Raw genomic sequence first — 26,254 nt, 5'->3', positions numbered from 1 at the left:
TGTCGTTTAACGTCTTATCGTCGTTAACTAAATTGCAATGATACCGCCGATTTCGGCAGTAACTGCTGTAATTCATATATTAGCTGATCTTCGGGTGTCACATACCATTGTGCACCTGAAGCCATAATCATCTCGGCGTCAGGGTGAATCACTTTAATATTCACAGGACAACTACCGCCGCGATAGTTCTGTAGAATTGCTTGCAGTTTAGTCACAGATGCTTCATTGCACCAGTCTGATTGTACTTCTAAACCCAAACATTTTACGTTTTTCTCCCGCGCTTGCACAATATCCATAGCATCACGGGCTGATATTGTATTGCCCCCAGAGAAATCATCAAAGCTGACCTGTCCAGATATGAGCAAAATTCGGTCAGGTTGCAGAATTTCCTCGTACTTTTCGTACATTTCGGGGAAAAAACGTGCATCCATTCTGGCACTTTTATCATCTAAAGTCACAATTGCCCAGCGACGGCCCTTTTTATTTACCATTACCCGCACACCTAACACTAAGCCAACGGCTACGGCGGTGTTCTCTTTGCCCGTGGGTTTTAAGTCAACGAGGCGGCCAGAACTATAATGTTTAAGCTCTTGTTCATACTGATTGATCGGGTGGCCGGTTAAATACAAACCGAGGGTTTCTTTTTCACCGTCTAACCAAACCTTCTCGGGCCATTCAGGCACATTAGCAAACGCTTGTTCGACTTGTTCTGGCTCGGTGGTCAGCAAACCAAACATATCAGATTGTCCTGAAGACTCGGCTTTAGCGTGTTGATCGGCGGCTTTCATTGCCTCAGGTAAGGTTGCCATTATGCAGGCGCGATGTGGACCTAAATTGTCCATGGCACCGGACATCACTAATTTCTCCAGCACCCGTTTGTTAACCTTCTTCAAATCGACTTTAGCGCAAAATTCAAATAAGTCTGAAAACGACTGATGCTCATTACGGGCAGCAATAATCGCTTCGATAGGACCTTCCCCTACTCCTTTAATCGCACCAATGCCATAAACAATGCGGCCTTGTTCATCGACGGTAAAACGATACTGCCCAGCATTGAGGTCGGGCGGTAAGATGGTGATCCCCATACGGTTACATTCATCAACTAGGGTGACGATTTTATCGGTGTTGTCCATGTCAGCCGACATTACCGCGGCCATAAATTCCGCGGGATAATGGGTTTTAAGCCACAGTGTTTGGTAGGAAACTAATGCATAAGCGGCAGAGTGGGATTTGTTAAAACCATAACCCGCGAACTTCTCTACCAGATCGAAGATCTTGGTCGCCAGATCTGGATCGATATTATTATTTTTAGAACCCTCGGCAAACACACTACGTTGCTTAGCCATCTCCTCAGGTTTCTTTTTACCCATCGCACGGCGCAGCATATCCGCACCACCAAGGCTATAACCAGCCATAGCTTGGGCGATTTGCATAACTTGTTCTTGATAGAGAATAATCCCGTAGGTTGGCTGTAGAATTTCCTGTAAGCATTCATGCTGATACTCAGCATCCGGATAAGAAATTTCTTCGCGACCATGCTTACGGTCGATAAAGTTGTCTACCATGCCCGATTGCAAAGGACCGGGGCGAAACAGTGCCACCAAAGCGATGATGTCTTCGAAGCAATCCGGTTTTAATCGCTTGATCAGATCTTTCATACCACGAGATTCCAATTGGAACACGGCGGTAGTTTCAGCGTTTTGTAACACTCTAAAACATTTAGGATCTTCAAGGGGAATGGCAGAAATATCGATTTGTTTACCACGCCCTTTGGCAATCATATCGATTGCCCATTGGATGATTGTCAGGGTGCGCAGACCCAAGAAGTCAAATTTAACTAGCCCCGCTGTTTCGACATCGTTTTTGTCAAACTGAGTCACCGGGTTTTTGCCTTCGTCATCACAATACAAAGGCGCAAAATCCGTTATCAAGGTAGGCGCGATAACGACACCACCGGCGTGTTTCCCTGCATTTCGGGTTACCCCTTCGAGGATCCTTGCCATATCGATGAGATCTTTGACTTCCTCATCTTGATCATAAAGCTCGGGCAGACGCGGCTCGACCGCAAAGGCTTTTTCCAAGGTCATACCCGGATCGGATGGGATCAGTTTAGAAATCCGATCAACGAATCCATACGGATGGCCCAACACTCGTCCTACATCTCTCACTACCGCTTTTGCCGCCATGGTCCCGAAGGTAATGATCTGTGATACCGCATCACGGCCATACATATCGGCGACGTGATCGATCACTTCATCACGCCTATCCATACAGAAATCGACGTCGAAGTCAGGCATGGATACCCGTTCAGGATTCAGAAAGCGTTCGAACAGCAAATCGAATTCAAGTGGATCTAAGTCGGTGATATCCAGTGCATAAGCCACCAAAGAGCCCGCCCCCGACCCTCGCCCCGGGCCAACCGGAATGCCGTGGTCTTTACTCCACTGGATAAACTCCATCACTATCAGGAAGTAACCTGGAAAGCCCATTTGATTGATTACGGTTAACTCGATTTCTAAACGCTCATCATATTCGGGCCGTTTTTCCGCGCGCTCTTTCTCATCCGGAAACAAAAAAGCCAGTCTTCGCTCTAGGCCTTCCCAAGATACCTTGACAAGATAATCGGCATCCGACATACCACCGGTCGGAAACTTAGGCAGGAAGTATTCACCTAATTTAACGGTTACATTGCATCGTTTGGCAATCTCAACGGTATTTTGTAGGGCTTCGGGGATGTCACTGAACAACTCACACATCTCTTGGGGACTGCGTAAGTATTGTTGTTCAGAATAATTTTTGGGACGGCGTTTATCTTCCAGTGTGTAGCCTTGGTGAATTGACACGCGAATTTCATGAGCGGCAAAGCCTTCTCGGTCGATAAAGCAGACTTCGTTGGTCGCCACTACCGGCAGATCATGTTGCTCTGCCCACTCGACAGCGCGTTGCAAATACTCTGGTTCTCCGGGGCGACCTGTACGTTGTAATTCAAGATAATAGCGGTCGACAAAGTGCTGTTGATAAAACGCCGATATATGCTGGGCTAAGCCACTATTTCCTTTGGTCAACATCATGCCCAAATCACCGGCAGCACCACCTGATAACACAATCACGCCTTGGTTATATTTAACCAACCATTGCTTGTCGATTACGGCGCGGTTCTGTACATGACCACGTAAATACGCTTCGGAAATCAGTAGGGTGATATTTTTATATCCCTGATTATCCATTGCCAATAGCGTTAAGCGAAACAGCTCATCGCCCAATTCATCGCTTTGTACCCAAAAATCGGCACCTATAATCGGTTTTATACCGTTGGCATGGGCTTGATCATAATATTTTACCAAGCCACACATGTTCATTTGGTCGGTAATCGCCACAGCGGGCATACCCATTTCCTTGACCTTGGCGATGATCGGCTTAATTTTGTTTAGGCCGTCCATCATGGAATAGTCGCTATGAACTCTTAAATGGATAAAATCGACACTTCTGTCATTCCCTTCAGACTGCATGGATGACTCCGCCGTGTTGTATTAATACTTGTTGCACTGGTTTAAAACTCATTCTGTATTCTGGTAATGGACCCAATTCGGCCAAGCGGCTCAAATGGGCTTTAGTCGGATACCCTTTGTGGGCATCAAAACCATATTGTGGGTGGCGTTCATGCAAGCTTTGCATTTCTTTATCACGGGTAACTTTAGCGATAATGGACGCGGCAGAGATTTCGGCCACACTACCATCGCCTTTGACAATGGCTTCACTGGCATACTGCCATTTAGGTAGTCGATTGCCATCTACTTTGACAAAATCAGGTACTATGGTTAAACCCTCAACGGCTCTTTGCATAGCAAGCATAGTGGCATGCAAAATGTTCAACTCATCAATCTCTTGCGGGGATGCCCGTCCAACTGACCAGCACAATGCACCCTCGACGATAAGCGAGTATAAAGCGTCACGTTTTTTCTCGGATAACTTTTTCGAATCAGTTAATCCAGCGATGGGTTTAGTGGGGTCGAGAATGACTGCTGCGGTGACAACATCACCGACTAGAGGGCCCCTGCCCACTTCATCTACGCCGGCAACATAGTTTGCAAAAGCACTACTCATTACTCGCTCCAATTAACGTCAATACCGCATTGGCGGCCTGCTTGTCAGCGTCTTGCTTAAGCATCTTATGCAATGGCACAAACTCATCGCTTACGGTGCTGTTTGGATCGCTTAGCATGCCGACCAGATATTCTGAAATGGTGTCAGGGTTAACCTGCTCTTGCAGTAGTTCAGGCACCACAAGTTTATCCGCGAGCACATTAGGTAATGCAAAGTATTTGGCTTTATACAGTCGCTTCATCATCTGGTGGGTAAACCATTTCAATCGATAAGCAACCAGCATCGGTCGTTTACATAACATGGCTTCCAAAGAGGCAGTACCTGATGCCAGTAGAATTGCATCGGATGCAATCATCACGTCTCTTGATTGACCCAATAGGACATTGATCACTAATGACTCGGATGGAATCTCATTTTGTTTAAACGCTTGGATCTTCGCTTCAATTTGTTGTTTTCGAACTTCATTGACTGCCGGAATGAGAACATTCAAGCTGCCCAAAGCATCACACACTTTCGCCGCACTGTGCAGGAAAATATCTAACAACATATTGACCTCTCCGGCACGGCTGCCGGGCAACAACGCTAACACTTTTTGATCTTCAGTGAATTCAATCGATGACAGGTCTTGGCGCGCTTTAGCTTGATCCGGTTGCAGTGGAATATCGTCCGCCATGGTATGACCGACGAATTGACAAGGGAAACCATGCTTGTCGTAAACTGCTTTTTCAAACGGAAAAATACTGAGCACTAAATTAGTTGCTTCGCCAATCCCATAAATGCGATTTTCTCGCCAAGCCCAAACGGTTGGAGACACATAATGAACGGTCTTTATCCCCAAGCGTTTGAGTTTTTTCTCTAGCGGTAAATTAAAATCTGGTGCATCGACACCAATGAACACATCGGGAGGGTTGTCTTTAAAATGATTAAAAACTGACTTTCTAATGTGCAACAGTCTGCGGATCCGAGATAACACTTCGACCAATCCCATGACTGACAACTCTTCCATATCGAACAAGGTTCGGCAGCCTTGTTGCAACATGTTAGGACCGGCAATCCCTTCGATGATGGCATCCGGATATTGCAAGCGAATTTGTTTGATCATGCCTGCGGCAAGCACGTCACCGGAGGCTTCTCCAGCAACGACACCGATTTTAAGAGGAACTGATGACATGTTAAGAGGCTCGCGAACAAGGAGTCATTATTAGCGGATTATGCCGCGAGCAGAGTTTGCAACAAACTCCGCCATCACACCCACTTCTTTGGTTTGTTGTGCCATTTCTCGCAATAGAGCCACCGCTTCTTCAGCGCGATTTCCGTTGCGATAGAGCACTTTATAAGCACGTCGGATCTGCATGATAACGTCTTTATCGAAGCCTCGACGTTTCAAGCCTTCAGAGTTGATCCCAGCTGGCGTGTTGTCAATGCCATTGACCATGACATAGGGTGGAATGTCACTGAGTACTACACAGCCACCGCCAGTAAAACAATGCGAGCCGATGTGGCAGAACTGATGAACCGCCGTCATTCCGCCTAGTATGACGTAATCACCCACGTGCACATGGCCAGCGATAGTCGCATTATTGGCTAAGATATTATTGTCACCCACCATACAATCATGGGCCACATGTACATAAGACATGAACAGATTGTTAGAGCCGATCTTGGTCAAACTTTGATCTTGAATGGTGCCACGATGAATAGTGACACATTCTCTGAATACGTTGTTATCGCCTATTTCTAAGCGGGTAAGTTCTCCGGCGTATTTTTTATCTTGGCATTCTTCACCAATAGAGCCGAACTGAAAAAATCGATTGTTTTTGCCGATTTTACTTGGACCTTTGATGACCACGTGTGATTCCACCACACAGCCACTGCCCATTTCAACACCTTCTCCAATTAATGAGAAAGCCCCAATTTGGACGTCAGGCGCCAGTTTCGCAGAAGGGTGAACAATCGCTGTTTCGTGGATCACTGCTTACATTTTCCTCATTGCACACATAAATTCAGCAACACAGGCATCTTTGCCGTCAACACTGGCAACGCCGCGAAATTTCCAGATCCCACGCTTTTCTTTAATCAAGGATATCTCAAAATCTAAACGGTCACCCGGCACTACTGGCATTTTAAAACGGGCATTATCGATACCTGCGTACAAGTATAGCTCGTCACTGTTACCTGCTGTTTTGAATCCCAACACACCTGCTACCTGTGCCATTGCTTCCAAAATTAGCACCCCAGGGAAAATAGGCTTGCCTGGAAAATGTCCCGTGAAACAAGGCTCATTGATGGTGATATTTTTGTAAGCTTTAATTGATTCACCTAGCTTGCACTCAGTCACTCTGTCAACTAACAACATTGGATAGCGATGCGGTAACAACGCCATAATCTCTTCTATTTCAATGACACTCATATTGTCGGCCAAAGGCTGATCTCCTTACGTACATAAACGCTATCATGCGTTTACTTGTCTGATTGTTGTTTTTCCAAATCTTTGACACGTTGCACTAGGGTATGAAGTTGGCGCAAATGCACAGCATTCTTCCGCCATTCTCGATTGCTCGTGGCTGGCATACCGGACGAATAAACACCGGGCTCTTCGATCGATTTGGTGACCATAGACATACCAGTAAAATGCACATTATCGGTTATCTCTAAATGGCCATTAATACCAACTAAACCGGCAATGCTACAATTGCTGCCTAAGCTAGTGCTACCGGCAATAACCGAACAAGCTGCCATTGCCGAATTTTCGCCAATTTTTACATTGTGGGCAATCTGAATTTGATTATCCAAGATAACACCATCACTGATGACAGTATCATCTAATGCGCCGCGATCAATTGTGGTACTTGCCCCAATCTCAACACGATTACCTATCACCACACGACCCAGTTGAGGGATTTTGATCCATCGACCTTTGTCGTTAGCATAGCCAAATCCATCGCTACCAATTACGGTGGCCGATTGCACCAAGCAATCGTCACCCATAATGGTGTTGTGATAGAGCGTCACATTTGCCCAAAGCTTAGTGCGATTGCCGAGCTGACAACCTTTGCCAATAAAGCACCCTGCACCAATTTGCACGTCATCACCCAGTGTAACACCTGATTCAATGACCGCATTAGCGCCAACACTAACACCCTGGCCCATCACCACATCGTCGGCTATCACTGCACTAGGTGCAATGCCCTGCGCACACCGAGGAGTCGTATCAAGTACCTGAGCAGCTAAAGCAAAGCCGACATAAGGGTTGGTATGAACGAGTGCGGTGCAGGGACAATGGGATAATTCATCAGGATGCAAGATTACCGCTTGCGCTTTCGTGTCTGCAAGTTGCGTACGATACTTGCTATTCGACAAAAAGGAAATCTGACCAATGCCCGCACTTGCCAAAGTTCCCAGTCCACTGACCTGACTTTGTTCTGTGTCATTAGCAGCTAAGTGCAAGGTTGCACCGATTTTATCTGCTAATGCCTGTAAGCTTATTAACTGCATGCGGGCTCCTTGGTTTTTTTATTTCATTGCACTGACTTTTTTCAGTACTTTTTCAGAGATGTTGTGTGCTGGTGTCGCATACACAATGGCTTGTGCATCTAACACAAGGTCATAGTTTTCTTCGTCAACGATTTGTTGAATTGCAGAGTTAAGCAATTGAATAATCTTGATGTTTTCTTCTTGCTGACGAGCTTTCACTTTTTCTTGAAAAGGCTTAGCCATAGCTTCGTACTCAGCATTTTTCTTTTGTAGACGCTCTTGCTCAGCTTTAATTTGTGCTTCACTCATGGTCGGTGCGTCTTTACGCAATTTATCAAGTGCAGTCGCCATTTCTTGACGCATTGCTTCAATTTTTGCACCTTCGTCTTTCAATTCAATTTGCAACGACTGTTGCATCGCAATGGCTTGCGGCATTTGCTGAATAATTGCTTGTCTGTTGATGACGCCAATTTTCTGCTCTGCGTAAGCAACGGTGCTCATCATAGCGCTGCTTAGTAGTGCGGTGGCTAAAAGTGCTTTAAATAACTGTTTCAAGGGATACTCCTTCCTATATTTTTAGTTTTGGCGATTAGTAACATCACTAATCTAATTTTAAAATGTTTGACCGATATTAAACGAGAAGAATTTGACGTCATCTCCTACCCGTTCTTGTAATGCTCTTGAAAAGCTAAACACCATTGGTCCCATTGGTGATAGCCATTGTATCGAAAGTCCAGCAGAAGCTCTATAGCGCGTCCAGTCACTGTAATCAGCTACCGGATCCGGGCTACGTGAGTCGACACTGAGGTCACGATACTTATCAAAATCAAATTCTGTGTCCCACACGTTACCCACATCAACAAAGAAGCTAGAACGCACGGAGTTATCAAATTCTTCACCAACAAAAGGCGTCGGTACTATGAGTTCAAGCCCCCCTAAGAGCATGGCATTACCCCCTAAGGAACGAGAAGAAACAACCAAGTTGTCAGACTCAGGTCCCAGGTAGATAGTTTCCCCGTTAGGCCCGGTAATACTTCTTGCTGAACGCTGTACACCACGAGGACCTACGGTGTTATTTTCGAAACCCCGCAGGGTGTCGCTACCACCGGCAGTAAAGTTTTGTGTGAAGGGCAGTATCTGCTCTATACCGTTACTGTCACCATAGCCATTTCCATATCCCGCTCTAATGCGCGTAAGCACTGACCAACGCTGGTTTTGCGATAGCGGGAAGTAGAACTTACTGTCAAAAATGGTTTTGAAGTAGTTCACATCTGAGTTTGGCGTAGTAATACTAAATGACGAGCTTTGCGATGACCCTGCTGTTGGGAAAATACCACGGTTGAGTGTGCTACGACTCCAAGACACAGAGGTCAAGAAACTCGAATAATCTATCGGCGCATCCGGGTTACTTGGGTCAATAAATTGATTGTAGAAGCGATCAGTTTGTTCATAGTTACTGCGACGTGACAACTCCACATCACTGTAACTGAGACCGAAACTGATGCGGTTAAATTCGTTGATTGGGTAACCAATATTAACCCCCAACGAGTATTGTTTACTGTTGTACTGAACTAGGTTTGCGCTACCTGCGTCAAATTCACTATAGGACAAACTTCCGCCCAAACTAATGCCGTCTATGGTGAAGTACGGATCCGTATAAGATAGCTGCACACTTTTTTGGAACGACACTGTACTGATATTAAAAGCTAAGCGCTTGCCTGTTCCGAGGAAATTATCCTGCTGTATCCCCGCTTGCAAACTCAATTTGGTTCGATCGCCGTAACCGATACCAGCATTAAAGGATCCAGAAGGTTGTTCTTTTACCTTGTAGATAATGTCGACTTTGTCATCTTCACCCGGCAAGCGGATAGTCTCAAAATCAACGTCTTCCATATAGGTCAATCGAGACAAACTGTTTTTAGATGACTCTAACAAGTTATTCGACAGCCAAGCGCCTTCCATCTGGGTAACCGACTGACGCAGTACCTCATCCGCAGTGACCGAGTTACCTTCAAAGTTAATTCGGCGCACGTAAATACGTTTCCCAGGGTCAACCGATAACGTTAACTTAACGGTTTTGTCTTCATCATTAATTTCGGGAATGGTGGTCACCGTTGGATAAGCATAACCAAAACGCCCTAGATATTTACTGATAAATTCCTCGGCATAGGTGACTCTGGCTTGGTTGTACAATTCATTCGGCAGTAACGGTAATACCGCTTTCATATACTCTTCGTTGCCAAGCAAGTCTCCCACTAACTCCACTTCAGACACAGTATATTGTTCACCTTCAGTCACATTCAGGGTGATATAAATGCCGTCTTTTTCAGGGGTCATGGATACTTGGGTTGAATCGACCATATAGCGTAAGTAACCGCGATCGAGGTAATAACTGCGGATCGTTTCCATATCACCCGATAGGGTTTGTTTCTGATAACGAGTTTCAGAAAGAAAGTCCCACCAAGGCGTATTAAATTTCAGTTCCATTTGGCGGAACAATTCGGCATCGCTGAACACTTCATTGCCAACGATATTAATCTGTTTGATTTTGGCTGAATCGCCTTCTTCAAATAAGAGTTTAAGATCGACGCGGTTACGCGGTAGAGGTGTGACAATAGCACTGACATCAGCATTGTATTTACCAATACTGTAGAAGAAGTCTTTCAAGCCATTTTCAATGCCTGTCAGTACGGTTTTATCTAGCGGTTCGCCGACACGAATATTGTTGCCGTCCAAACTTTCCTGCAACTGTTCATCTTTAATATCATCGTTGCCTTCGAAAATGATATTACTGATAGTTGGACGTTCTTTTACGCGAACAACTAGCGTGGTTCCGTCACGCAGAATTTCAATATTTTCAAAGTGAGTGGAAGAATAGAGACTGCGGATCAGTTGCGATGTGCGAAAGCTATTCATAGTATCACCGACATTTACCGGTAGATACGTCAAAGCGGCACCTAGAGCAACCCGTTGCAATCCTTCAACTTTAATATCGCTGACTACAAATTGTTCATCTGTGGCAGCAAAGGTCAAGCTAGCACTGGACAAAAACAATCCGGCTACAACTAACTGTTTAAACTTCATTTATTAATATTCTTCCTAAGCACTATTTGCTCTCTTTGACGGAGCATAATTGTGGTTTGCGCGCTACAGTCGCGCGATATCGTTATAAAAGGCGATTGTCATCAATAACAGTAAAACGATACCACCAATTTTAAAACCTACTTCCTGAACAGACTCTGAAACCGGTTTACCAGTCACAAGTTCGATCACGTAATAGAGCAAATGACCACCATCCAGTACCGGTAGAGGTAAAAGATTAATGATACCTAAATTCACACTGATCAGGGCTAAAAAACTTAAAAAAGCTACAATCCCAAAGCTGGCACTCATTCCTGCACCCTGTGCAATGGAGATGGGTCCGCTGAGGCTTTTTACGGATATATCACCGGTAAAAAGTTTACCTATCATGCCGACACTCAAGGTGACTAAACGCCAGGTTTCGTCAACGCTGTGCCAGATTGCTTCCACTGGACCGTACTGCTTAACAAATACATGGGTCGCTGGATACGGTTGTTGGAACGGGATTATTCCTAAATACCCTTTTTGCTGATCATCAGCTTTTGCTCCAACTCGGCCGGTAAGCGTCGTCTCATTGCCGTCTCTTTGCACCCGTATACTAACATTTTGTTGCGGGTGCTGCTCGATAAGCTCCACTATTTGTTCCCAATTTTGCACAGTAGTTCCATTAAACGACAGAATAATATCGTTTACTTGCAAACCTATGCCATCACCTGGTGAAGATTTCTCCACATAAGCCACTTTTTTACTGACCTGTGGACGAAACGGCACTATTCCTAAACTGTCCATTGGCGACTGTTTATCGGGATCAAGTTTCCAGTTTTTCAAGTCAAGTTGCAGGTTACGCTCGTAGCCTGCTGCACTGCGAACTTTGAATTGCGCTTTAGGCTCACCAATCACGCCCATTATTTCATAATTGACAGCCGTCCAGTCATCTGTTGGACGTCCCTCAAAGGCAATAATTTCATCGCCCTGCTTTAACCCCGCCGCAGCGGCATAGGAAGCTTCAGGGATTTCTCCGACTATCGGCTTGCGAGTCTGCTCACCAATCAGTAACAACAAGTAAATAGCTAAGATGGCGAATAAAAAGTTGACCATTGGACCTGCCGCTACAATGGCGATGCGTTTTAACACCGGTTGCCGATTGAAGGCATAAGGCAAATCTTCATCACTAACATGATCAACACGTTCATCAATCATTTTCACGTATCCGCCTAATGGAATGGCGGCTATCACGAACTCAGTGCCTAATTTATCTTTGGTTTTCCACAGCGCCTTACCAAAGCCAATTGAAAAGCGCTCGACTTTAACACCACAACGTCTGGCTACCCAAAAATGGCCCCACTCATGCACTGCAACCAGTATTCCAAGTGCAACAATAAAAGACACAAGGTTCCATATAAAATCAATCATGCACAGGCCTTACGAAGATGTTGGCGGGCTAAATCTCGGGCTTGGCTATCTAACGCCAACACATCGTCGATGCTATTGATCTGGGTTGCTTGGATTTGTTCCACCACATTGCGATTAATAGTCGCGATCTGATTAAATCCGATATGACCAGATAAAAACGCCTCAACCGCAATTTCATTAGCCGCATTCAGAGACGTGGTAGCGTATTGTCCAGCAGCGCAGGCATCAATCGCGGTGCGCAGATTCGGATAACGTTCGAAATCAGCTACTTGGAAGCTAAAATCAACCATGTCGACAAAATTCAACGGTTTTACACCGGCATCGATTCGCTTAGGATAAGCAAGACAATGCGCAATGGGCGTACGCATATCGGGGTTGCCCATTTGCGCCAGCACAGAGCCATCGGCATATTGCACCATAGAGTGAATAATGCTCTGTGGATGCAACACGATTTGAATATCATCACAGCCCAGACCAAATAACCATTTGGCCTCGATAAACTCCAAGCCCTTATTCATCATAGTGGCAGAATCAACCGAGATTTTGCGCCCCATATCCCAATTAGGATGGGCACAGGCTTGATCGGGAGTAATACTCGAAAAACTGTCAAGCGGTCGTGTTAAGAAAGGTCCACCGGATCCGGTTAGCAATATTTTGCTGATCCCTGAACGGTGTAAATCACCGTATTGATAGTTTTCCGGCAAGCATTGAAAAATGGCATTGTGTTCGCTGTCGATAGGTAACAGTTGCGCACCACTTTTATTTACCGCATTGATAAACAGCTCGCCACACATGACTAACGCTTCTTTATTGGCCAGCATCACTTTTTTACCGGCATTAACCGCGGTCAATGTTGGTATTAATCCGGCTGCGCCTACAATGGCGGCCATGACGCTATGAACCTCATCTAATTGCGCGATGTGACATAGCCCTTCATTACCGCTTAGCAGCTCACAACTTAACCCAGCTTGGGCTGACTTTTGTTGTAACTCGCTGTAATAAGAATCGTCAGCAATGACTAAAAAGTCCGGCTGATAAACCAGTGCTAATGAAATCAGTTTATCTACATTGGAATGTGCAGAGAGTGCGGTCACATTATACTTATCCGGATGCAAGGAAACGACGTCAAGAGTACTTTGCCCAATCGAACCGGTAGCGCCTAGAATAGTAATATTATGTAAATCAGAAGACTGTGTCACTAGCCCGCCATCCACAACACGTAACAGTAAGTGAACACCGGAAACGCTGCGGTCAAACTGTCAATTCGATCGAGAATACCACCGTGGCCTGGCAGAATTCGACCACTGTCTTTGATGCCTGCACAGCGCTTAAACATACTCTCATTCAAATCGCCCAAGGCAGAAACTCCCACCGTTAAACCACCAATTAAGATATGCATCCAGATGCGCCCAGGATCGACCTGATAATGTAATGCAGCGAAGGCAATGATTGCTGTCGATGCCCCAATACCACCGGCTAAGCCTTCAAGGGTTTTACCCGGTGAAACATTGGGACGCAGTTTATGTCGTCCAAATTTAACACCTACGAAAAAGGCGCCAATATCCGCAGCCCAAACGATGCCTAGCACGTAAAATATCAGTGACACACCATAGAATGGGTCAATGTCATACATGTGAGAGCGCAAAGAAACTAACGCAACAAAAGTGGGAATTAAGGTGAGCACACCAAATAGGCAACGGATGGCTTTACTATTACGCCAGACAATTGAAAATCGTGGATAGGCGATGATCATTAACAACGAAACGAACCACCAAACTGCCGCCACGCCTAAAATGTAGGTGTAAAACTGATTGAGTGCGCCTTGATACCAAATGACTTCAGTTGGGACCCAGAATATCAGAAACACACAACACAGCATGATAAACAGCGCATACATTGCCTTGCGTGGACGCGGTAAAATGCCTGACATATTGGCCCATTCATATGCGCCTAAACCAATCACGCCCGCAATAAACAGTTCAAACCCCAAAACGGGTAAAAATAAAATACAACCCAACGCGATTGGGGCCAATATCAAAGCCGTGATGATGCGTTGTTTTAACATACTAAATCTCCTGACGGGATGATAAGACTCATCCTTGCTCGCCTACTTGCTCACCGGTTAAGCCAAAGCGACGTTGACGTTCTGCAAAGTCATCTACCGCGAGCTGAAAAGCCTGCTCGTCGAAGTCTGGCCAAAGGGTGTCAGTGAAGTACAATTCAGCATAAGCACATTGCCACATAAGGAAATTACTGATCCTATGCTCGCCGCCGGTACGAATTAACAAATCTAGCTCTGGCTGATCTGCCAAACTGACAAATTGATGGAAATCCTGCTCATCAATCTCGTCAATCGTTTTGCCCGCTTGCAGATTAGACTTCACTAATTGCTTAGCTGCATTAACAATATCCCAACGACCACCGTAATTAGCGGCAATATTGAGGATCAAAGCAGTATTGTTTTCAGTCAACTGCTCTGCTTTTTGTATTTTAGTAACTAACTTGGGGTCAAATCGTGAGGTATCGCCGATGATCTTCAATCGAACATCGTTCTTATTGAGTTTCTTGGCTTCACTGTTTAACACAAAGTTGAACAGATCCATCAGCACACCGACTTCTTCAGCCGGCCGCTTCCAGTTTTCGCTACTAAAGGCAAATAACGTCAGCGATTTGATATTATTTTGCCGCGCGAAACGCACTGCTGCACGAACAGACTCCACACCGGCCTTATGACCAAAGGTGCGGATCTTCCCTTTTTTTTGTGCCCAGCGACCATTACCATCCATAATAATAGCAACGTGCTGTGGCATTTTATTTTGTGTCATAGATTTCCGCCAAAGCTTCCAATCAACATAGGTTGATTAGATCTCCATCAACTCTTTTTCTTTATCTTGTAGCAAAGCGTCGATTTCTTTGACGAATTCGTCTGTCAGCTTTTGAATTTGTTCTTCGCCCTTGCGACTTTCATCTTCGCTAAGCTCTTTTTCTTTCAGCAATTCTTTGATGTCACTGTTAGCATCACGACGAATATTACGCACTGCCACTCGGCCTTGCTCGGCTTCGTTTCGAACGACTTTAATCAAGTCTTTACGGCGCTCTTCAGTCAACGCTGGCATAGGAATGCGCATTGCAGTGCCTGAGCTCATCGGGTTTAAACCTAAGTCTGACTGCATTATCGCTTTTTCAACAGCCGCTGCAGCACTCTTATCAAACACGTTTAATGCCAAAGTACGGGCATCTTCTGCAAAGATATTTGCTAGCTGTTTTAACGGTGTATCCGTACCGTAATATGGCACCATAATACTGTCTAATAACGCTGGGTGAGCGCGACCAGTTCGAATTTTGCTCAACTGGCTTTTGAGTGCACTGATGCTTTTTTCCATACGCTGTTTAGCATCGTCATGAATTTCGTTAATCATGGCATTCTCCCTAGAATATTTTTTGAATAGTTATTATTAATCTTGCGTCGATTGATGAGAAATCGTGGTTCCCTCATCTTCACCTAACACTACTCTTCGCAGCACTCCAGGTGTATTCATGTTGTAAACTCGAATAGGTAAACTGTGATCTCTTGCCAACGTAAATGCGGCCAGGTCCATCACTTTTAACTCTTTTTCTAATACTTCATTGTAACTGACGTTTTTAAGCAACACAGCATCGGGATTAGTCATTGGATCGGAATCGTAAACGCCGTCCACTTTAGTGCCCTTTAATACTGCATCGGCTTCAATTTCAATCCCTCTTAGGCAGGCCGCCGAATCAGTGGTAAAAAATGGATTACCGGTGCCTGCGGAGAAAATCACCACACGACCAGACTTCAATAAGCTAATCGCTTCTGTCCAATTATAAGGGTCACAGATACCATTCAATGGAATGGCAGACATCAGACGCGCATTGACAAATGCTCTATGCAAGGCGTCACGCATGGCCAACCCGTTCATTACAGTGGCTAGCATACCCATGTGGTCACCGACTACGCGATTCATGCCGGCTTTTGCCAAGCCTTCACCCCGAAATAGGTTGCCGCCGCCTATCACTAAACCAACTTGTACGCCCATCTCTACTAGTTCTTTGATTTCTTGAGCCATTCTGTCGAGCACTTTGGCATCGATACCAAAGCCCTCATCACCCATCAAGGCTTCGCCACTCAACTTCAATAAAATTCTTCGATAGGCAGATTTAGGTGCGATACTCATTGATTAGCCATTCCTTCATGTTTGTTATAGCAATTGGTCGTGGGTTTTCTATACATAGTAAAAGGCACCTCAATTTGAGGTGCCCATAGTTTATATGACATTAGCAGTACGCAAAAGCGAAAGGCGCAATTATTTCTTTGCAGCTTCCATTTGCGCAGCAACTTCTGCCGCAAAATCTTCTTGTTTCTTCTCGATGCCTTCACCCACTTCGAAACGTACGAAGTTGACAACATCAGCACCTTTAGACTTAAGTAAGTCACCCACAGACATTGAAGGATCTTTTACAAAAGGCTGTCCAGTTAAGCTGATTTCGCCAGTGAATTTCTTCATGCGACCAGAAACCATTTTCTCAGCGATGTCAGCTGGCTTGCCAGACTGAACTGCAATTTCAAGTTGGATTTCTTTTTCTTTAGCTACAACTTCAGCTGGAACATCGTCAGGCTTAACGAATTGTGGGCTAGCTGCAGCAACATGCATTGCAACGTCTTTCGCCAATTCTTCGTCACCGCCGTTCAAAATTGCAACAACACCGATACGGCCACCGTGCACGTATGCACCTAGGTTATCACCTTCAACTGTCAACACGCGACGAGGAGAAATGTTTTCACCAATTTTGGCAACCAAGGTATCACGCGCATCAGCGACAGAAACACCATCGATTTGGGCGCTATTAAGCGTTTCCATGTCATTGATTTTGTTCGCAGCGGCTACGTCGATAAGTTTGTTAGCAAAAGCCAAGAAACCTTCATCACGTGCAACAAAGTCAGTTTCACTGTTGATTTCCATCATAGTCGCAACGCCGTTGCTCACTTTAGTAATGATGATACCTTCTGCAGCAATACGACCAGCTTTTTTAGCTGCTTTTGCTTGACCAGATTTACGCATGTTTTCAATTGCTAATTCGATGTCACCGTCAGTCTCAACTAACGCTTTCTTACAATCTAACATGCCGGCGCCTGTGCGCTCGCGAAGTTCTTTAACTAGGGCTGCTGTCACTGCCATTTTGCTTTCCTCAGCATAAAAGTAGATCTTAATTTATAAAACAGGGGCCGTAATAAATTACCGCCCCTGAAGAAAGTACTGCGTTGAAAACTAAGCGCTTTCAACATGACGCGACTGACGCCGCGCGCTGAAATTACTCAGCAGCTTCGACGAAGTCGTCTTGCTCAGCTTGTACTTCTAGGTTCTTCTCACGACCTTGCGTAACTGCATCAGCAGCGGCATTCAAGTACAATTGGATTGCACGAATAGCATCGTCGTTACCTGGAATGATGTAATCCACACCATCAGGATTAGAATTGGTATCTACAACCGAAATTACTGGAATACCTAGGTTACGAGCTTCAGTAATTGCGATGTGTTCGTGATCGGCATCAATAACGAATAAACAGTCAGGAAGACCGCCCATGTCTTTGATTCCACCAAGGCTGCTTTCAAGCTTGGTCATTTCACGTTGAAGCATTAATACTTCTTTTTTGGTTAGCTTCTCAAACGTACCGTCTTGAGATTGCTGTTCAAGGTCTTTAAGACGCTTGATTGATTGACGAACTGTTTTCCAGTTAGTCAACATGCCACCCAACCAACGCTTGTTTACATAGAATTGGTCACATTTTTGAGCCGCTTCTTTGATCGGATCACTTGCAGCACGTTTAGTACCAACAAAAAGGACTTTACCTTTTTTAGAAGATACGTTGCTGACATAGTTCAATGCTTCATTGAACAAAGGAACCGTTTTTTCAAGGTTGATGATATGAACTTTGTTACGAGCGCCAAAGATAAAAGGTTTCATTTTTGGGTTCCAGTAACGAGTCTGGTGACCGAAATGCACGCCCGCTTGGAGCATGTCACGCATTGATACGTTTGCCATTATAATTTCCTCAAATTGGGGTTAGGCCTCCATACATCCCATCTATCGATCCAATTAGGCGGCAAAACCAGCTTGGACACCCCGACAAATGTGTCGATGTATGTGTGTTATTTAATAATGTTTTCGCGTTTTTCGTTACTCAAAAAATTGAGGTATCGAAATTGCGGTGCGCTTTATATCACGCCACACCCTCTGAGGCAAGTGAATTGCCTTATTTGTGCTAAAACGTAACACTTTTATCCTAGCCGAACCGGTCTAGACGATCAGACACAGAAAACAGGGCCTAGTCGAGCTGCTGCATTAAGCCCCTAAATTGGTAGACGTTCGGTAAAGATACACTGCAACCTCGCCTCTCCTATACTTTTTCAAGCGCAAAAGTTACAATTTCATTTATAGACACTTAATGTAATTTTGAACGTTTGAGAGCCTAACTTGACCATCACTATTAAAACACCTGAAGAAATCGAAAAAATGCGCGTAGCTGGCCGCTTAGCTGCTGACGTTTTGCAAATGATTGGCCCTTTTGTGAAAAAGGGAGTTACAACTGACGAGTTAAACCAAATTTGCCATGACTATATTGTCAATGAGCAGCAAGGAGTGCCCGCGCCATTAAACTACGGTAATCCACCTTTTCCAAAGTCTATCTGCACCTCGGTAAATCATGTGATATGTCACGGCATTCCATCGGATAAGAAGCTCAAAGACGGCGACATTATCAACATTGATGTAACGGTAATAAAAGATGGCTATCACGGCGACACCTCTAAGATGTTTGTGGTGGGTAAACCAAGCATTATGGCGGAACGGTTGATAAAGGTGACTCAAGAGTCGCTTTACTTGGGGATCAAATTGGTCAAACCTGGGGCCAAACTAGGTGACATAGGCTATGTGATACAACAACATGCGGAAAAACATAATTACAGCATTGTTAGAGAGTATTGCGGTCACGGCATAGGCGCCAACTTTCACGAAGAGCCTCAAGTCGTGCATTATGGACGACCTAATACCGGAGTGGAATTAAAAGAAGGCATGTGTTTCACCATAGAGCCGATGGTCAACGCCGGTAAACGATATTCAAAAGTGTTGCCCGATAATTGGACGGTAGTGACCAAAGATCGCAGCCTCAGCGCCCAATGGGAACATACCTTATTGGTTACCAAAGATGGCGTTGAAATTCTCACACTGCGTGATGATGAAACCATTGATAGAGTGATCAGTCATTAGTCACGCTAGGAAGGGGTGGCTCAACAGCTTATGAAGTTAGATTATGACTTGCTCATTTTAGTTATTTGCGTTGTGCTTGGGGGTGGTAGACACTGCCATTCCTAATAACGAGCAAATTTGCATTGTGTCTGTATTGCACAGCATTTTATCAACTGACGAGGAAGTCTATTGTCGTTACAACATCTTGTTGAACAAATTCACAAAATTACTGACATCAACGACATCAAAAGCTTTAAGCAATGTGTTGCGGACAGCTACACCTGGCTGAACGAAGATTTTGAAACGGTGCCCGTTGACCAGTTAGTGCACGCTAGAGCGACATTCGTCGACCATTTGCTATGTCATGCGTGGGACTTAATTGATTTAAAAGCACATAAAGGCCTTTCATTAGTGGCCGTCGGCGGGTATGGCAGAGGCCAATTGCAACCCTATTCCGATGTCGATTTATTGCTGTTAAGTGAAAAACCGGTCAACGCAAAAGCACAAGAAGCTATCGGCCAGTTCATTACCCTGCTGTGGGACATTAAACTCGATGTCGGCCAATCCGTTAGAACGATCAAAGAAACGATCAAACTAGCCAAAGCCGATATCACTATTGCCACTAATCTAGTGGAAGCCCGCTTATTAACGGGCAGTAAAGATACCTATGATGTGTTACAAGCAAAGTTATCTGAACGTAGCTATTGGAGCAGCAAGGATTTCTTCACCGCGAAATACAAAGAGCAAAAAGATCGACATGCCAAGTTCAATGACACCTCTTACAACCTAGAGCCGAATATCAAGGAAAACCCCGGTTGTCTGCGCGACATTCAATCCATTGGTTGGGTGGCCAAACAACACTTCAACGTGTGGAACGGCAGGGAATTGGTTGAGCATGGCTATTTTGCTGAGGGTGAATGGGCAGAATTGATTGAGTGTCGTTCCCACCTATGGCGAATTCGCTTTGCCTTACATCTGATTTCTGGTCGCAGTGAGAATCGCTTGTTGTTTGACTATCAGACTGATGTTGCGGAAAAACTGGGCTACGGATCAGGTAAAGCTGCGGTAGAGCAGATGATGAAAGCGTTTTTCCGCATTGTGCGACGCGTGGCTGAATTAAACGAAATGCTACTTCAACACTTCAGACAAGACATCTTAGACCTCAAGGTTAAACACGCCTGCATTATCAATGATGATTTTGAACTGCTCGATGGTTTGATTGCAGCACGCAAAGAAAACGTATTTAGTACGCCAGCGGATATTTTAAGTTTCTTGTTATTGATTGCCAATACGCCTGATTGCAAAGGGTTGCATTCGAGTTGTCTGCGTGAATTACGCAATGCCCGCCGCGCATTGAACGACCGTTACTTTTGCGAAATCCCAGAATGTCGCGAGTTGTTCATGCAGTTGGTTCGCCACCCAGCGTTTTTCGGATTAGGTTGGGACTTGATGCATAAACACGGTATTTTGCAGTCCTATTTACCACAATGGGATCATATCGTTGGCATGATGCAATTCGATTTATTCCATGCTTATACCGTTGACGAACATACCCACAGACTGGTCAAGAACGTTTATCATTACCATGCTGAAGATAATACTGACTTTCCCCGTTGTAAACGCATTGTCAAGGAAGCCGATAAGCCAGAGTTACTCTATTTAGCCGCCATTTTCCATGATATTGCCAAAGGTCGTGATGGCGATCATTCGATATTAGGTGCTCAAGATGTGGTGTCATTTTGTCAAGCACACAAAATAGATGAACAAGACACAGAACTGGTTCGCTGGTTAGTGGAAAGCCACTTGTTGATGTCGGTAGTGGCCCAGCGTCGGGATATTTACGATCCCGATATCATTGGTGAATTCGCCGCAGCGGTAAAAAGTCAAAATCATTTGAATCACTTGTACGCCTTAACATTAGCCGATATTCGCGCAACCAATAATAATTTATGGAACGATTGGAAGGCCTCGCTATTAAGAGAGCTGTACCAGTTGACCAAAAAGGCCTTGGAGAATGGGCTACAGTGCGGAGTCACCTTGCTAGAGCGGGTCACTAAACACCAAGTAGAAGCCCGCGAGTTGTTAAAGAAAAAAGGCATTACCGGCACCGATGTAGATCAGTTTTGGCATCGACTGAGCAATGATTATTTCGCTCGATTTAGTCCCGTACAACTTGCTTGGCACACCCAAGAAGTGGCTAAAGCAATGGAGTCTAACAGTGACAAAATCACCCTAGCGTTGAATGATAAAACCGCCAAGGCAGGAACTGAATTATTTGTGTATGGTAAGAATCGTCCCGCTTTGTTTGCGCAAATTGCCTCGGTGCTAGACAGTCGTAACTGCTCTATCCACGATGCGCAGATTACCATTACCAACGACAATTACGTATTCGATAGTTTCATTGTGTTAGAACAAGATGGCTCTCGGATATCGTCGCCGGCGCGCATGCGCAGCTTAATAGATGCCATCAGGACCCAGTTAGCGAAACCGGGTAGAGAACATCATAACAGACGTAAAATGTCTCGGCGTATGAAACAACTCGACGTCAAAACCAAAGTGCGTTTTTATCAAAGCAGTTCAGACGTCACCATGATGGAATTAGAAGCACTTGATGCTCCTGGCCTGCTGGCCAAGGTAGGCCATTTATTTGTGGAGTTGAAACTGACGCTGCATATGGCGAAGATCACTACCATCGGTGAACGTGCAGAAGATTTATTCATTATTGCCAATCAGCAAGAGCAATGCTTGACCACTGAACAGCAAGTGCAACTCAAAAACCGATTAACCCAACTTTTAGATCAACCTCAAACTGACGGTGAAACATGTCCGACTTAAAGAACCAAATAGAAGCTGCTTTTGAAAATAGAGCAGCCATAACAGCCAAAAATGTTGACCAAGCGACCAAATCTGCGGTGCTCGAAGTCATCGAATTGTTAAACACCGGTAAAGCACGCGTAGCCGAAAAAATTGCCGGTGAATGGGTCGTACATCAATGGCTGAAAAAGGCCGTGTTATTGTATTTTAGAATAAATGATAACAGCGTAATGGCCGGTGCTGAGAGCACCTTTTTTGATAAAGTTCCGCTTAAGTATACTGACTACACACAAAGCCAATTCGAACAAGAAGGGGTGCGTATCGTGCCACCAGCAGCCGTTCGTACCGGTTCATTTGTGGGCAAAAATGTAGTGGTTATGCCGTCTTACGTGAATATTGGTGCTTATGTAGGTGAAGGCACTATGGTCGACACATGGGCGACTGTGGGGTCGTGTGCGCAAATCGGTAAAAACGTACACCTGTCTGGTGGCGTGGGTATTGGTGGTGTGCTTGAACCTCTGCAAGCCAATCCAACCATTATTGAAGATAACTGCTTTATTGGTGCCCGTTCTGAAATCGTAGAAGGGGTGATTGTTGAAGAAGGCGCTGTTATCTCAATGGGCGTTTACATTGGTCAAAGCACGCGCATTTATGATCGTGAAACGGGTGAAATCCATTATGGCAGAGTACCAGCAGGCTCTGTTGTGGTTTCTGGTAGTTTACCGAGCAAAGACGGCAAATACAGTCTGTATGCGGCTGTAATAGTGAAAAAAGTCGATGCCCAGACACGTTCAAAAGTCGGTATCAACGCGTTATTGCGCGCTGCAGAATAACGTCACAGTTGATTCATTGAACGCGACATAGACGCGTTCAATGAATCTGGTTAACCTTCGTTTAAACGTTTGAGTTATTTCCAATACCTTTATCATTTGCTGGTCTGGTTGAACAACTCATGAGCATCTATTACTGAATCCATAAAATCCGCCTCAAGATGGGCATTTTCGTCACTACTATGCAATACCGAAATATCGCCGGTAGTTTCAAATACGACAGCTAACACTTGATCATAATTCAGCGCATTAGCTTCGCGCAGTTTACCGAATAAATCGGCTCGGGTCATATTTGCGAGGGCCAAATTATGGTCAAAAATTCTATTGCCGGTCATCAACAATATGGGCCTGTTATCAATTAACCTACTCACCAATTTGGAGCGTTTTCGAGCCCAAGCAATCAACCACTGACCGAAATAAATAGCAGCCAATGCCGTTAACCCCACTAATAAAGAAGGCGATGACAACGAAACAGTGGATGCAAACAAAGAACCAATAGCAATGGTCATGACAAAATCTGCAGCCGACATTTTAGACAAACTGCGTAAACCTACTATGCGGGTATAAAGCAAAATTGCGATGTAGGCAGCGAGCACCGATAGCAATACCCAAGGAATAAGTTGTCCACCCGATGTTATCCATTTTTCAAACATGAAATTCATACTCCTTTGTAATTAATCTACTCGTTTCAATGAGGCGTTATAAACTACCCTTATATGACTAGCTTTTGGGCGAGCGCTGGTTAGGTCGATGACTTTGTTTCACCTTAGTTAAGATAAGTAACAGTGTTATTGTTTAACTAACTTAGGCAGTAATGTTTCCAACCAAGGCACCACGTCATTCTCTGGCTCCAAGGTTTCCATAGCATCCACAATCAACAGCTCATCTACAGGCTTGCCTTGCAACTCTAGCAGGGTTTCAAAAATCTGTTTGCCAGCACCACAATAAGTATCGCCATAACTGCTATCGCCAAGGCCAGCTACCGCGAACGGCTTTTGCTCCATCAACGGCATTTTTTCTCTTAGATCGTAAACAAAAAACTCGAGATTAGGCGGAATATCGCCCTGCCCTGTGGTTGAACTAACAAAAATAATAGCGCTGCTTTGCACGAAGTCATCAATAGTGGGATCGGTAAATAATTCCACTGAGTAGCCCTTTCCGGCAATCATCTCTTCAGCTTGCTCAGCAACGTGCTGTGCGTTGCCATAAACTGATCCAACAAAGATACCTACATCTGCCATTTTTCGTTTTCCTGTGATTGTGTCAATTGTAAAAGTTGTTGCGGGGTTACGCCCCACTGTAATAATAAATCGGCCATTCTGCTATCAAACTGACTACGAATTGTCAGTGGCGTTTGGCTAATGGGGTGACTCAGTGACATGCTAGAGCAGCACAGCGCCAATCCTTCAAAACCAAATTGCTGACGTACAAAAGCGTTTTGCTTACCATCGCCGTGGGTGGTATCTCCGACGATAGGATGACGAATGTGCGCCATGTGTCTGCGTAGTTGATGTTTGCGACCACTCAACGGGCGCAGCTCCACCAGCGAATAGCGTGCGCTTTGATAACGTCCGACCGCAAAAGGTAACTCAAAAGTGCGCAGCGTTTGGTAATCCGTAAAAGCCGGTTGCGCAGGCTTATCTTGGCGAGCTTGCTTATCCGCTATTTTATCCAGTTTTTCTTTTAACGCGTAATCAATGTGCCCTTGTTCAGGGCAAAAGCCGCGAACAATTGCAAAATAACGTTTAGCTACTGCTTTTGCGGTTAATTGTTCAGTCAGTGAGCGAGCCACCTCTGAAGACAGTGCGAATAACAATACGCCCGACGTCGGTTTATCTAAGCGATGCACTGGAAACACATGTTGGCCGATTTGATCGCGCAAAATTTGCATCGCAAATTGGGTTTCACGTTTATCAATTAAACTGCGGTGCACCAATAAACCGGCCGGTTTATCGATCGCAACCATGTACTCATCTTGGTAAACAATATCCAACATCACACTGCAACTCCAACACCCTTGGGTACCGTTTAAAAAATATCAATTCTAAGAATAAAAATCGGTTAGCACGTTAAATTTAACGATTGCGCCAAGCTAACATACTGGCATGAATGAAAATTTCATCTCAGCTTTTGCTCGATGTGGTTAGACGATATACTCTCGACCAACGATATTGCGCTACCAATGATAGCAAAAAGGCCATATGACCCAAAATCAAATCTCCACAATTAGTGAATTCTTATTACATGCTGGCACCGACTATCGCGTGTTTGACATGGGTAGAGGAATACGAGCCCTTGATACTCAGCAATTTTTAGACTGGGAACTGACTAAAGACCTTCCCGCCTTCCCTCGAGCAGGACACGCTTGGTTTGGCATCGTATTTTGGGATAAAACTCGCTCAGACCAGCAATATATCTGGTTTGTGAAACTCCCTTTAGATGAACAAGGCCAAATTGTCACCGCAGCACGTAATCATTATTTACAAATCATCGTTGATGCCCTTGGCTCTCAGCTGCAAAATGCTGAACAAAAAAATGGGCAATTGCCTGATAATCCCTACTCGTTTGTGCCCAATCAGCACCAGTTAGCCGATTTTAACAGTATTAGCCGATTAACATTGCAATTAGGCAACTCGCAGTTTTTCGCGCCAGCGAAAAATTACATTCGCACACCTATGGTAATCGATTGGCAGACGATTGCCTTGCAAGGTCTGGCAGATGTGGTCGCAAATATCCAATCTGATGACATTGCCGAGGTCATTGCGAAGCAATTCGAACACTACCCACAAACGGTGCAACACGCACTGCTCACCAGCATGGAAAATACGGTTGTTCCCGACGTGATCATGCAGAGCATCAGTCATTGGTTATTAGCCCGCCCGGATAATGCACAAGACTGGCAGCACGGTTTACGCGCAATGAGCCAAGTGGCGACTCATCCTTATAGTATTGAATTAACCTCCAATGCGCTGCAATTAGCACTGAGCAGTCAACCCAACACGCTGGCGGTGATCAGTGGTCGATTATGGTCTGCACTACTGGAGAGCAATGCGCAAGGACAACAATTACTTCATCCATTTTTAGAAAAAGTGGCACAAGTAGATAGCAGTTTTCAGTTTTTCCAAGCGGTATTTAGCGATTTGGTGCGAATTCCGTCAATGCGCGAAGCCATGTTGGCGCAACTGCGAAGCACAGATAAATCACAGGGCCTCACACAAGCCGTCGGCTCGCTGTTTTCGCAACCGCAAAACCAAGCCGCGAAATCGGAGTAA

Annotated in this window: 23 protein-coding genes; 4 read left to right on the top strand and 19 right to left on the bottom strand. The window is 44.9% G+C overall.

Features of this window, described 5'->3' with window-relative positions:
* Window positions 1-23 precede the first annotated feature (23 nt).
* The 16 genes from dnaE to rpsB form a co-directional block, all read right to left on the bottom strand.
* Window positions 24-3,509, bottom strand: coding sequence for a DNA polymerase III subunit alpha (gene dnaE, locus ABD036_RS08365; protein WP_343858610.1), 3,486 nt, complete (start codon window positions 3,507-3,509; stop codon window positions 24-26).
* Window positions 3,499-4,104, bottom strand: coding sequence for a ribonuclease HII (rnhB, locus tag ABD036_RS08360; protein WP_343858608.1), 606 nt, complete (start codon window positions 4,102-4,104; stop codon window positions 3,499-3,501). Before rnhB ends, dnaE begins: the two co-directional genes overlap by 11 nt.
* Window positions 4,097-5,275 carry a lipid-A-disaccharide synthase gene (gene lpxB / locus ABD036_RS08355; RefSeq protein ID WP_343858606.1) on the bottom strand — a complete coding sequence of 393 codons (1,179 nt, stop codon included), beginning with the start codon at window positions 5,273-5,275 and terminating at the stop codon, window positions 4,097-4,099. The genes rnhB and lpxB overlap by 8 nt, the downstream gene beginning before the upstream one ends.
* A 30-nt stretch (window positions 5,276-5,305) precedes the next feature.
* Window positions 5,306-6,076 (bottom strand): acyl-ACP--UDP-N-acetylglucosamine O-acyltransferase, encoded by a 771-nt coding sequence (gene lpxA, locus ABD036_RS08350; RefSeq protein WP_343858603.1) that lies wholly within the window; start codon window positions 6,074-6,076, stop codon window positions 5,306-5,308.
* Between the two features lie 3 nt (window positions 6,077-6,079).
* Window positions 6,080-6,514: a 3-hydroxyacyl-ACP dehydratase FabZ gene (fabZ, locus tag ABD036_RS08345; protein ID WP_425542563.1), complete on the bottom strand. Its 435-nt coding sequence runs from the start codon at window positions 6,512-6,514 to the stop codon at window positions 6,080-6,082.
* Window positions 6,515-6,564: 50 nt separating this feature from the next.
* On the bottom strand, window positions 6,565-7,599 hold the full coding sequence (gene lpxD, locus ABD036_RS08340) for a UDP-3-O-(3-hydroxymyristoyl)glucosamine N-acyltransferase (RefSeq protein WP_343858597.1): 1,035 nt from the start codon (window positions 7,597-7,599) through the stop codon (window positions 6,565-6,567).
* 18 nt (window positions 7,600-7,617) lie between these two features.
* On the bottom strand, window positions 7,618-8,133 hold the full coding sequence (locus tag ABD036_RS08335; RefSeq protein ID WP_343858595.1) for an OmpH/Skp family outer membrane protein: 516 nt from the start codon (window positions 8,131-8,133) through the stop codon (window positions 7,618-7,620).
* A gap of 57 nt (window positions 8,134-8,190) precedes the next feature.
* Window positions 8,191-10,662: an outer membrane protein assembly factor BamA gene (bamA, locus tag ABD036_RS08330; protein ID WP_343858593.1), complete on the bottom strand. Its 2,472-nt coding sequence runs from the start codon at window positions 10,660-10,662 to the stop codon at window positions 8,191-8,193.
* 63 nt (window positions 10,663-10,725) lie between these two features.
* Window positions 10,726-12,072: a sigma E protease regulator RseP gene (gene rseP / locus ABD036_RS08325; protein ID WP_343858591.1), complete on the bottom strand. Its 1,347-nt coding sequence runs from the start codon at window positions 12,070-12,072 to the stop codon at window positions 10,726-10,728.
* The gene (gene ispC / locus ABD036_RS08320; RefSeq protein ID WP_343858589.1) at window positions 12,069-13,271 is read right to left on the bottom strand and encodes a 1-deoxy-D-xylulose-5-phosphate reductoisomerase; all 1,203 of its coding nucleotides are present in this window, start codon (window positions 13,269-13,271) and stop codon (window positions 12,069-12,071) included. The genes rseP and ispC overlap by 4 nt, the downstream gene beginning before the upstream one ends.
* Window positions 13,271-14,137, bottom strand: a complete 867-nt coding sequence (locus tag ABD036_RS08315; RefSeq protein WP_343858587.1) for a phosphatidate cytidylyltransferase — start codon at window positions 14,135-14,137, stop codon at window positions 13,271-13,273. Before ABD036_RS08315 ends, ispC begins: the two co-directional genes overlap by 1 nt.
* A 28-nt stretch (window positions 14,138-14,165) precedes the next feature.
* Window positions 14,166-14,897 carry a polyprenyl diphosphate synthase gene (gene uppS, locus ABD036_RS08310; protein ID WP_343858585.1) on the bottom strand — a complete coding sequence of 244 codons (732 nt, stop codon included), beginning with the start codon at window positions 14,895-14,897 and terminating at the stop codon, window positions 14,166-14,168.
* A 36-nt stretch (window positions 14,898-14,933) separates the two neighbouring features.
* Complete coding sequence (gene frr / locus ABD036_RS08305) at window positions 14,934-15,491, bottom strand: ribosome recycling factor (RefSeq protein WP_343858583.1); 558 nt, start codon at window positions 15,489-15,491, stop codon at window positions 14,934-14,936.
* A gap of 36 nt (window positions 15,492-15,527) precedes the next feature.
* A complete protein-coding gene (gene pyrH, locus ABD036_RS08300) occupies window positions 15,528-16,268 on the bottom strand; it encodes a UMP kinase (protein WP_343858581.1) in 741 nt (246 codons plus the stop codon).
* A gap of 129 nt (window positions 16,269-16,397) precedes the next feature.
* A complete protein-coding gene (tsf, locus tag ABD036_RS08295; RefSeq protein ID WP_343858579.1) occupies window positions 16,398-17,270 on the bottom strand; it encodes a translation elongation factor Ts in 873 nt (290 codons plus the stop codon).
* Between the two features lie 133 nt (window positions 17,271-17,403).
* On the bottom strand, window positions 17,404-18,135 hold the full coding sequence (rpsB, locus tag ABD036_RS08290) for a 30S ribosomal protein S2 (protein WP_343858576.1): 732 nt from the start codon (window positions 18,133-18,135) through the stop codon (window positions 17,404-17,406).
* 432 nt (window positions 18,136-18,567) lie between these two features.
* Here rpsB and map point away from each other — a divergent pair, with 432 nt between their 5' ends.
* The 3 genes from map to dapD all read left to right on the top strand — a co-directional run bounded on the left by map (window position 18,568) and on the right by dapD (window position 22,985).
* Window positions 18,568-19,359 carry a type I methionyl aminopeptidase gene (gene map, locus ABD036_RS08285; protein ID WP_343858573.1) on the top strand — a complete coding sequence of 264 codons (792 nt, stop codon included), beginning with the start codon at window positions 18,568-18,570 and terminating at the stop codon, window positions 19,357-19,359.
* A 168-nt stretch (window positions 19,360-19,527) separates the two neighbouring features.
* Window positions 19,528-22,173: a [protein-PII] uridylyltransferase gene (gene glnD / locus ABD036_RS08280; protein ID WP_343858570.1), complete on the top strand. Its 2,646-nt coding sequence runs from the start codon at window positions 19,528-19,530 to the stop codon at window positions 22,171-22,173.
* On the top strand, window positions 22,161-22,985 hold the full coding sequence (dapD, locus tag ABD036_RS08275) for a 2,3,4,5-tetrahydropyridine-2,6-dicarboxylate N-succinyltransferase (RefSeq protein WP_343858568.1): 825 nt from the start codon (window positions 22,161-22,163) through the stop codon (window positions 22,983-22,985). Before glnD ends, dapD begins: the two co-directional genes overlap by 13 nt.
* Window positions 22,986-23,077: 92 nt before the next feature.
* Here dapD and ABD036_RS08270 read toward each other — a convergent pair whose 3' ends face one another.
* The 3 genes from ABD036_RS08270 to truC all read right to left on the bottom strand — a co-directional run bounded on the left by ABD036_RS08270 (window position 23,078) and on the right by truC (window position 24,981).
* Complete coding sequence (locus ABD036_RS08270; RefSeq protein ID WP_343858566.1) at window positions 23,078-23,635, bottom strand: DUF421 domain-containing protein; 558 nt, start codon at window positions 23,633-23,635, stop codon at window positions 23,078-23,080.
* A gap of 135 nt (window positions 23,636-23,770) precedes the next feature.
* Window positions 23,771-24,223, bottom strand: coding sequence for a flavodoxin domain-containing protein (locus ABD036_RS08265; RefSeq protein WP_343858564.1), 453 nt, complete (start codon window positions 24,221-24,223; stop codon window positions 23,771-23,773).
* On the bottom strand, window positions 24,211-24,981 hold the full coding sequence (gene truC, locus ABD036_RS08260; RefSeq protein ID WP_343858562.1) for a tRNA pseudouridine(65) synthase TruC: 771 nt from the start codon (window positions 24,979-24,981) through the stop codon (window positions 24,211-24,213). Before truC ends, ABD036_RS08265 begins: the two co-directional genes overlap by 13 nt.
* Before the next feature lie 202 nt (window positions 24,982-25,183).
* On the opposite strand from truC, the gene ABD036_RS08255 reads away from it, so the two are divergent.
* The gene (locus tag ABD036_RS08255; protein ID WP_343858560.1) at window positions 25,184-26,254 is read left to right on the top strand and encodes a DUF3549 family protein; all 1,071 of its coding nucleotides are present in this window, start codon (window positions 25,184-25,186) and stop codon (window positions 26,252-26,254) included.

Origin of the sequence: Aliiglaciecola litoralis (genome assembly GCF_039523355.1) — a bacterium.
GTDB lineage: Bacteria > Pseudomonadota > Gammaproteobacteria > Enterobacterales > Alteromonadaceae > Aliiglaciecola > Aliiglaciecola litoralis.
This window is presented reverse-complemented; position numbering and strand designations above follow the sequence as displayed.

Excerpts from the sequence above, each read along its gene's own strand:
- dnaE (WP_343858610.1), bottom strand. The coding sequence starts at position 3,509 with ATGCAGTCTGAAGGGAATGACAGAAGTGTCGATTTTATCCATTTAAGA.
- rnhB (WP_343858608.1), bottom strand. The coding sequence starts at position 4,104 with ATGAGTAGTGCTTTTGCAAACTATGTTGCCGGCGTAGATGAAGTGGGC.
- lpxB (WP_343858606.1), bottom strand. The coding sequence starts at position 5,275 with ATGTCATCAGTTCCTCTTAAAATCGGTGTCGTTGCTGGAGAAGCCTCC.
- fabZ (WP_425542563.1), bottom strand. The coding sequence starts at position 6,514 with ATGAGTGTCATTGAAATAGAAGAGATTATGGCGTTGTTACCGCATCGC.
- lpxD (WP_343858597.1), bottom strand. The coding sequence starts at position 7,599 with ATGCAGTTAATAAGCTTACAGGCATTAGCAGATAAAATCGGTGCAACC.
- bamA (WP_343858593.1), bottom strand. The coding sequence starts at position 10,662 with ATGAAGTTTAAACAGTTAGTTGTAGCCGGATTGTTTTTGTCCAGTGCT.
- rseP (WP_343858591.1), bottom strand. The coding sequence starts at position 12,072 with ATGATTGATTTTATATGGAACCTTGTGTCTTTTATTGTTGCACTTGGA.
- ABD036_RS08315 (WP_343858587.1), bottom strand. The coding sequence starts at position 14,137 with ATGTTAAAACAACGCATCATCACGGCTTTGATATTGGCCCCAATCGCG.
- uppS (WP_343858585.1), bottom strand. The coding sequence starts at position 14,897 with ATGACACAAAATAAAATGCCACAGCACGTTGCTATTATTATGGATGGT.
- frr (WP_343858583.1), bottom strand. The coding sequence starts at position 15,491 with ATGATTAACGAAATTCATGACGATGCTAAACAGCGTATGGAAAAAAGC.
- pyrH (WP_343858581.1), bottom strand. The coding sequence starts at position 16,268 with ATGAGTATCGCACCTAAATCTGCCTATCGAAGAATTTTATTGAAGTTG.
- tsf (WP_343858579.1), bottom strand. The coding sequence starts at position 17,270 with ATGGCAGTGACAGCAGCCCTAGTTAAAGAACTTCGCGAGCGCACAGGC.
- rpsB (WP_343858576.1), bottom strand. The coding sequence starts at position 18,135 with ATGGCAAACGTATCAATGCGTGACATGCTCCAAGCGGGCGTGCATTTC.
- dapD (WP_343858568.1), top strand. The coding sequence starts at position 22,161 with ATGTCCGACTTAAAGAACCAAATAGAAGCTGCTTTTGAAAATAGAGCA.
- ABD036_RS08270 (WP_343858566.1), bottom strand. The coding sequence starts at position 23,635 with ATGTTTGAAAAATGGATAACATCGGGTGGACAACTTATTCCTTGGGTA.
- ABD036_RS08265 (WP_343858564.1), bottom strand. The coding sequence starts at position 24,223 with ATGGCAGATGTAGGTATCTTTGTTGGATCAGTTTATGGCAACGCACAG.
- ABD036_RS08255 (WP_343858560.1), top strand. The coding sequence starts at position 25,184 with ATGACCCAAAATCAAATCTCCACAATTAGTGAATTCTTATTACATGCT.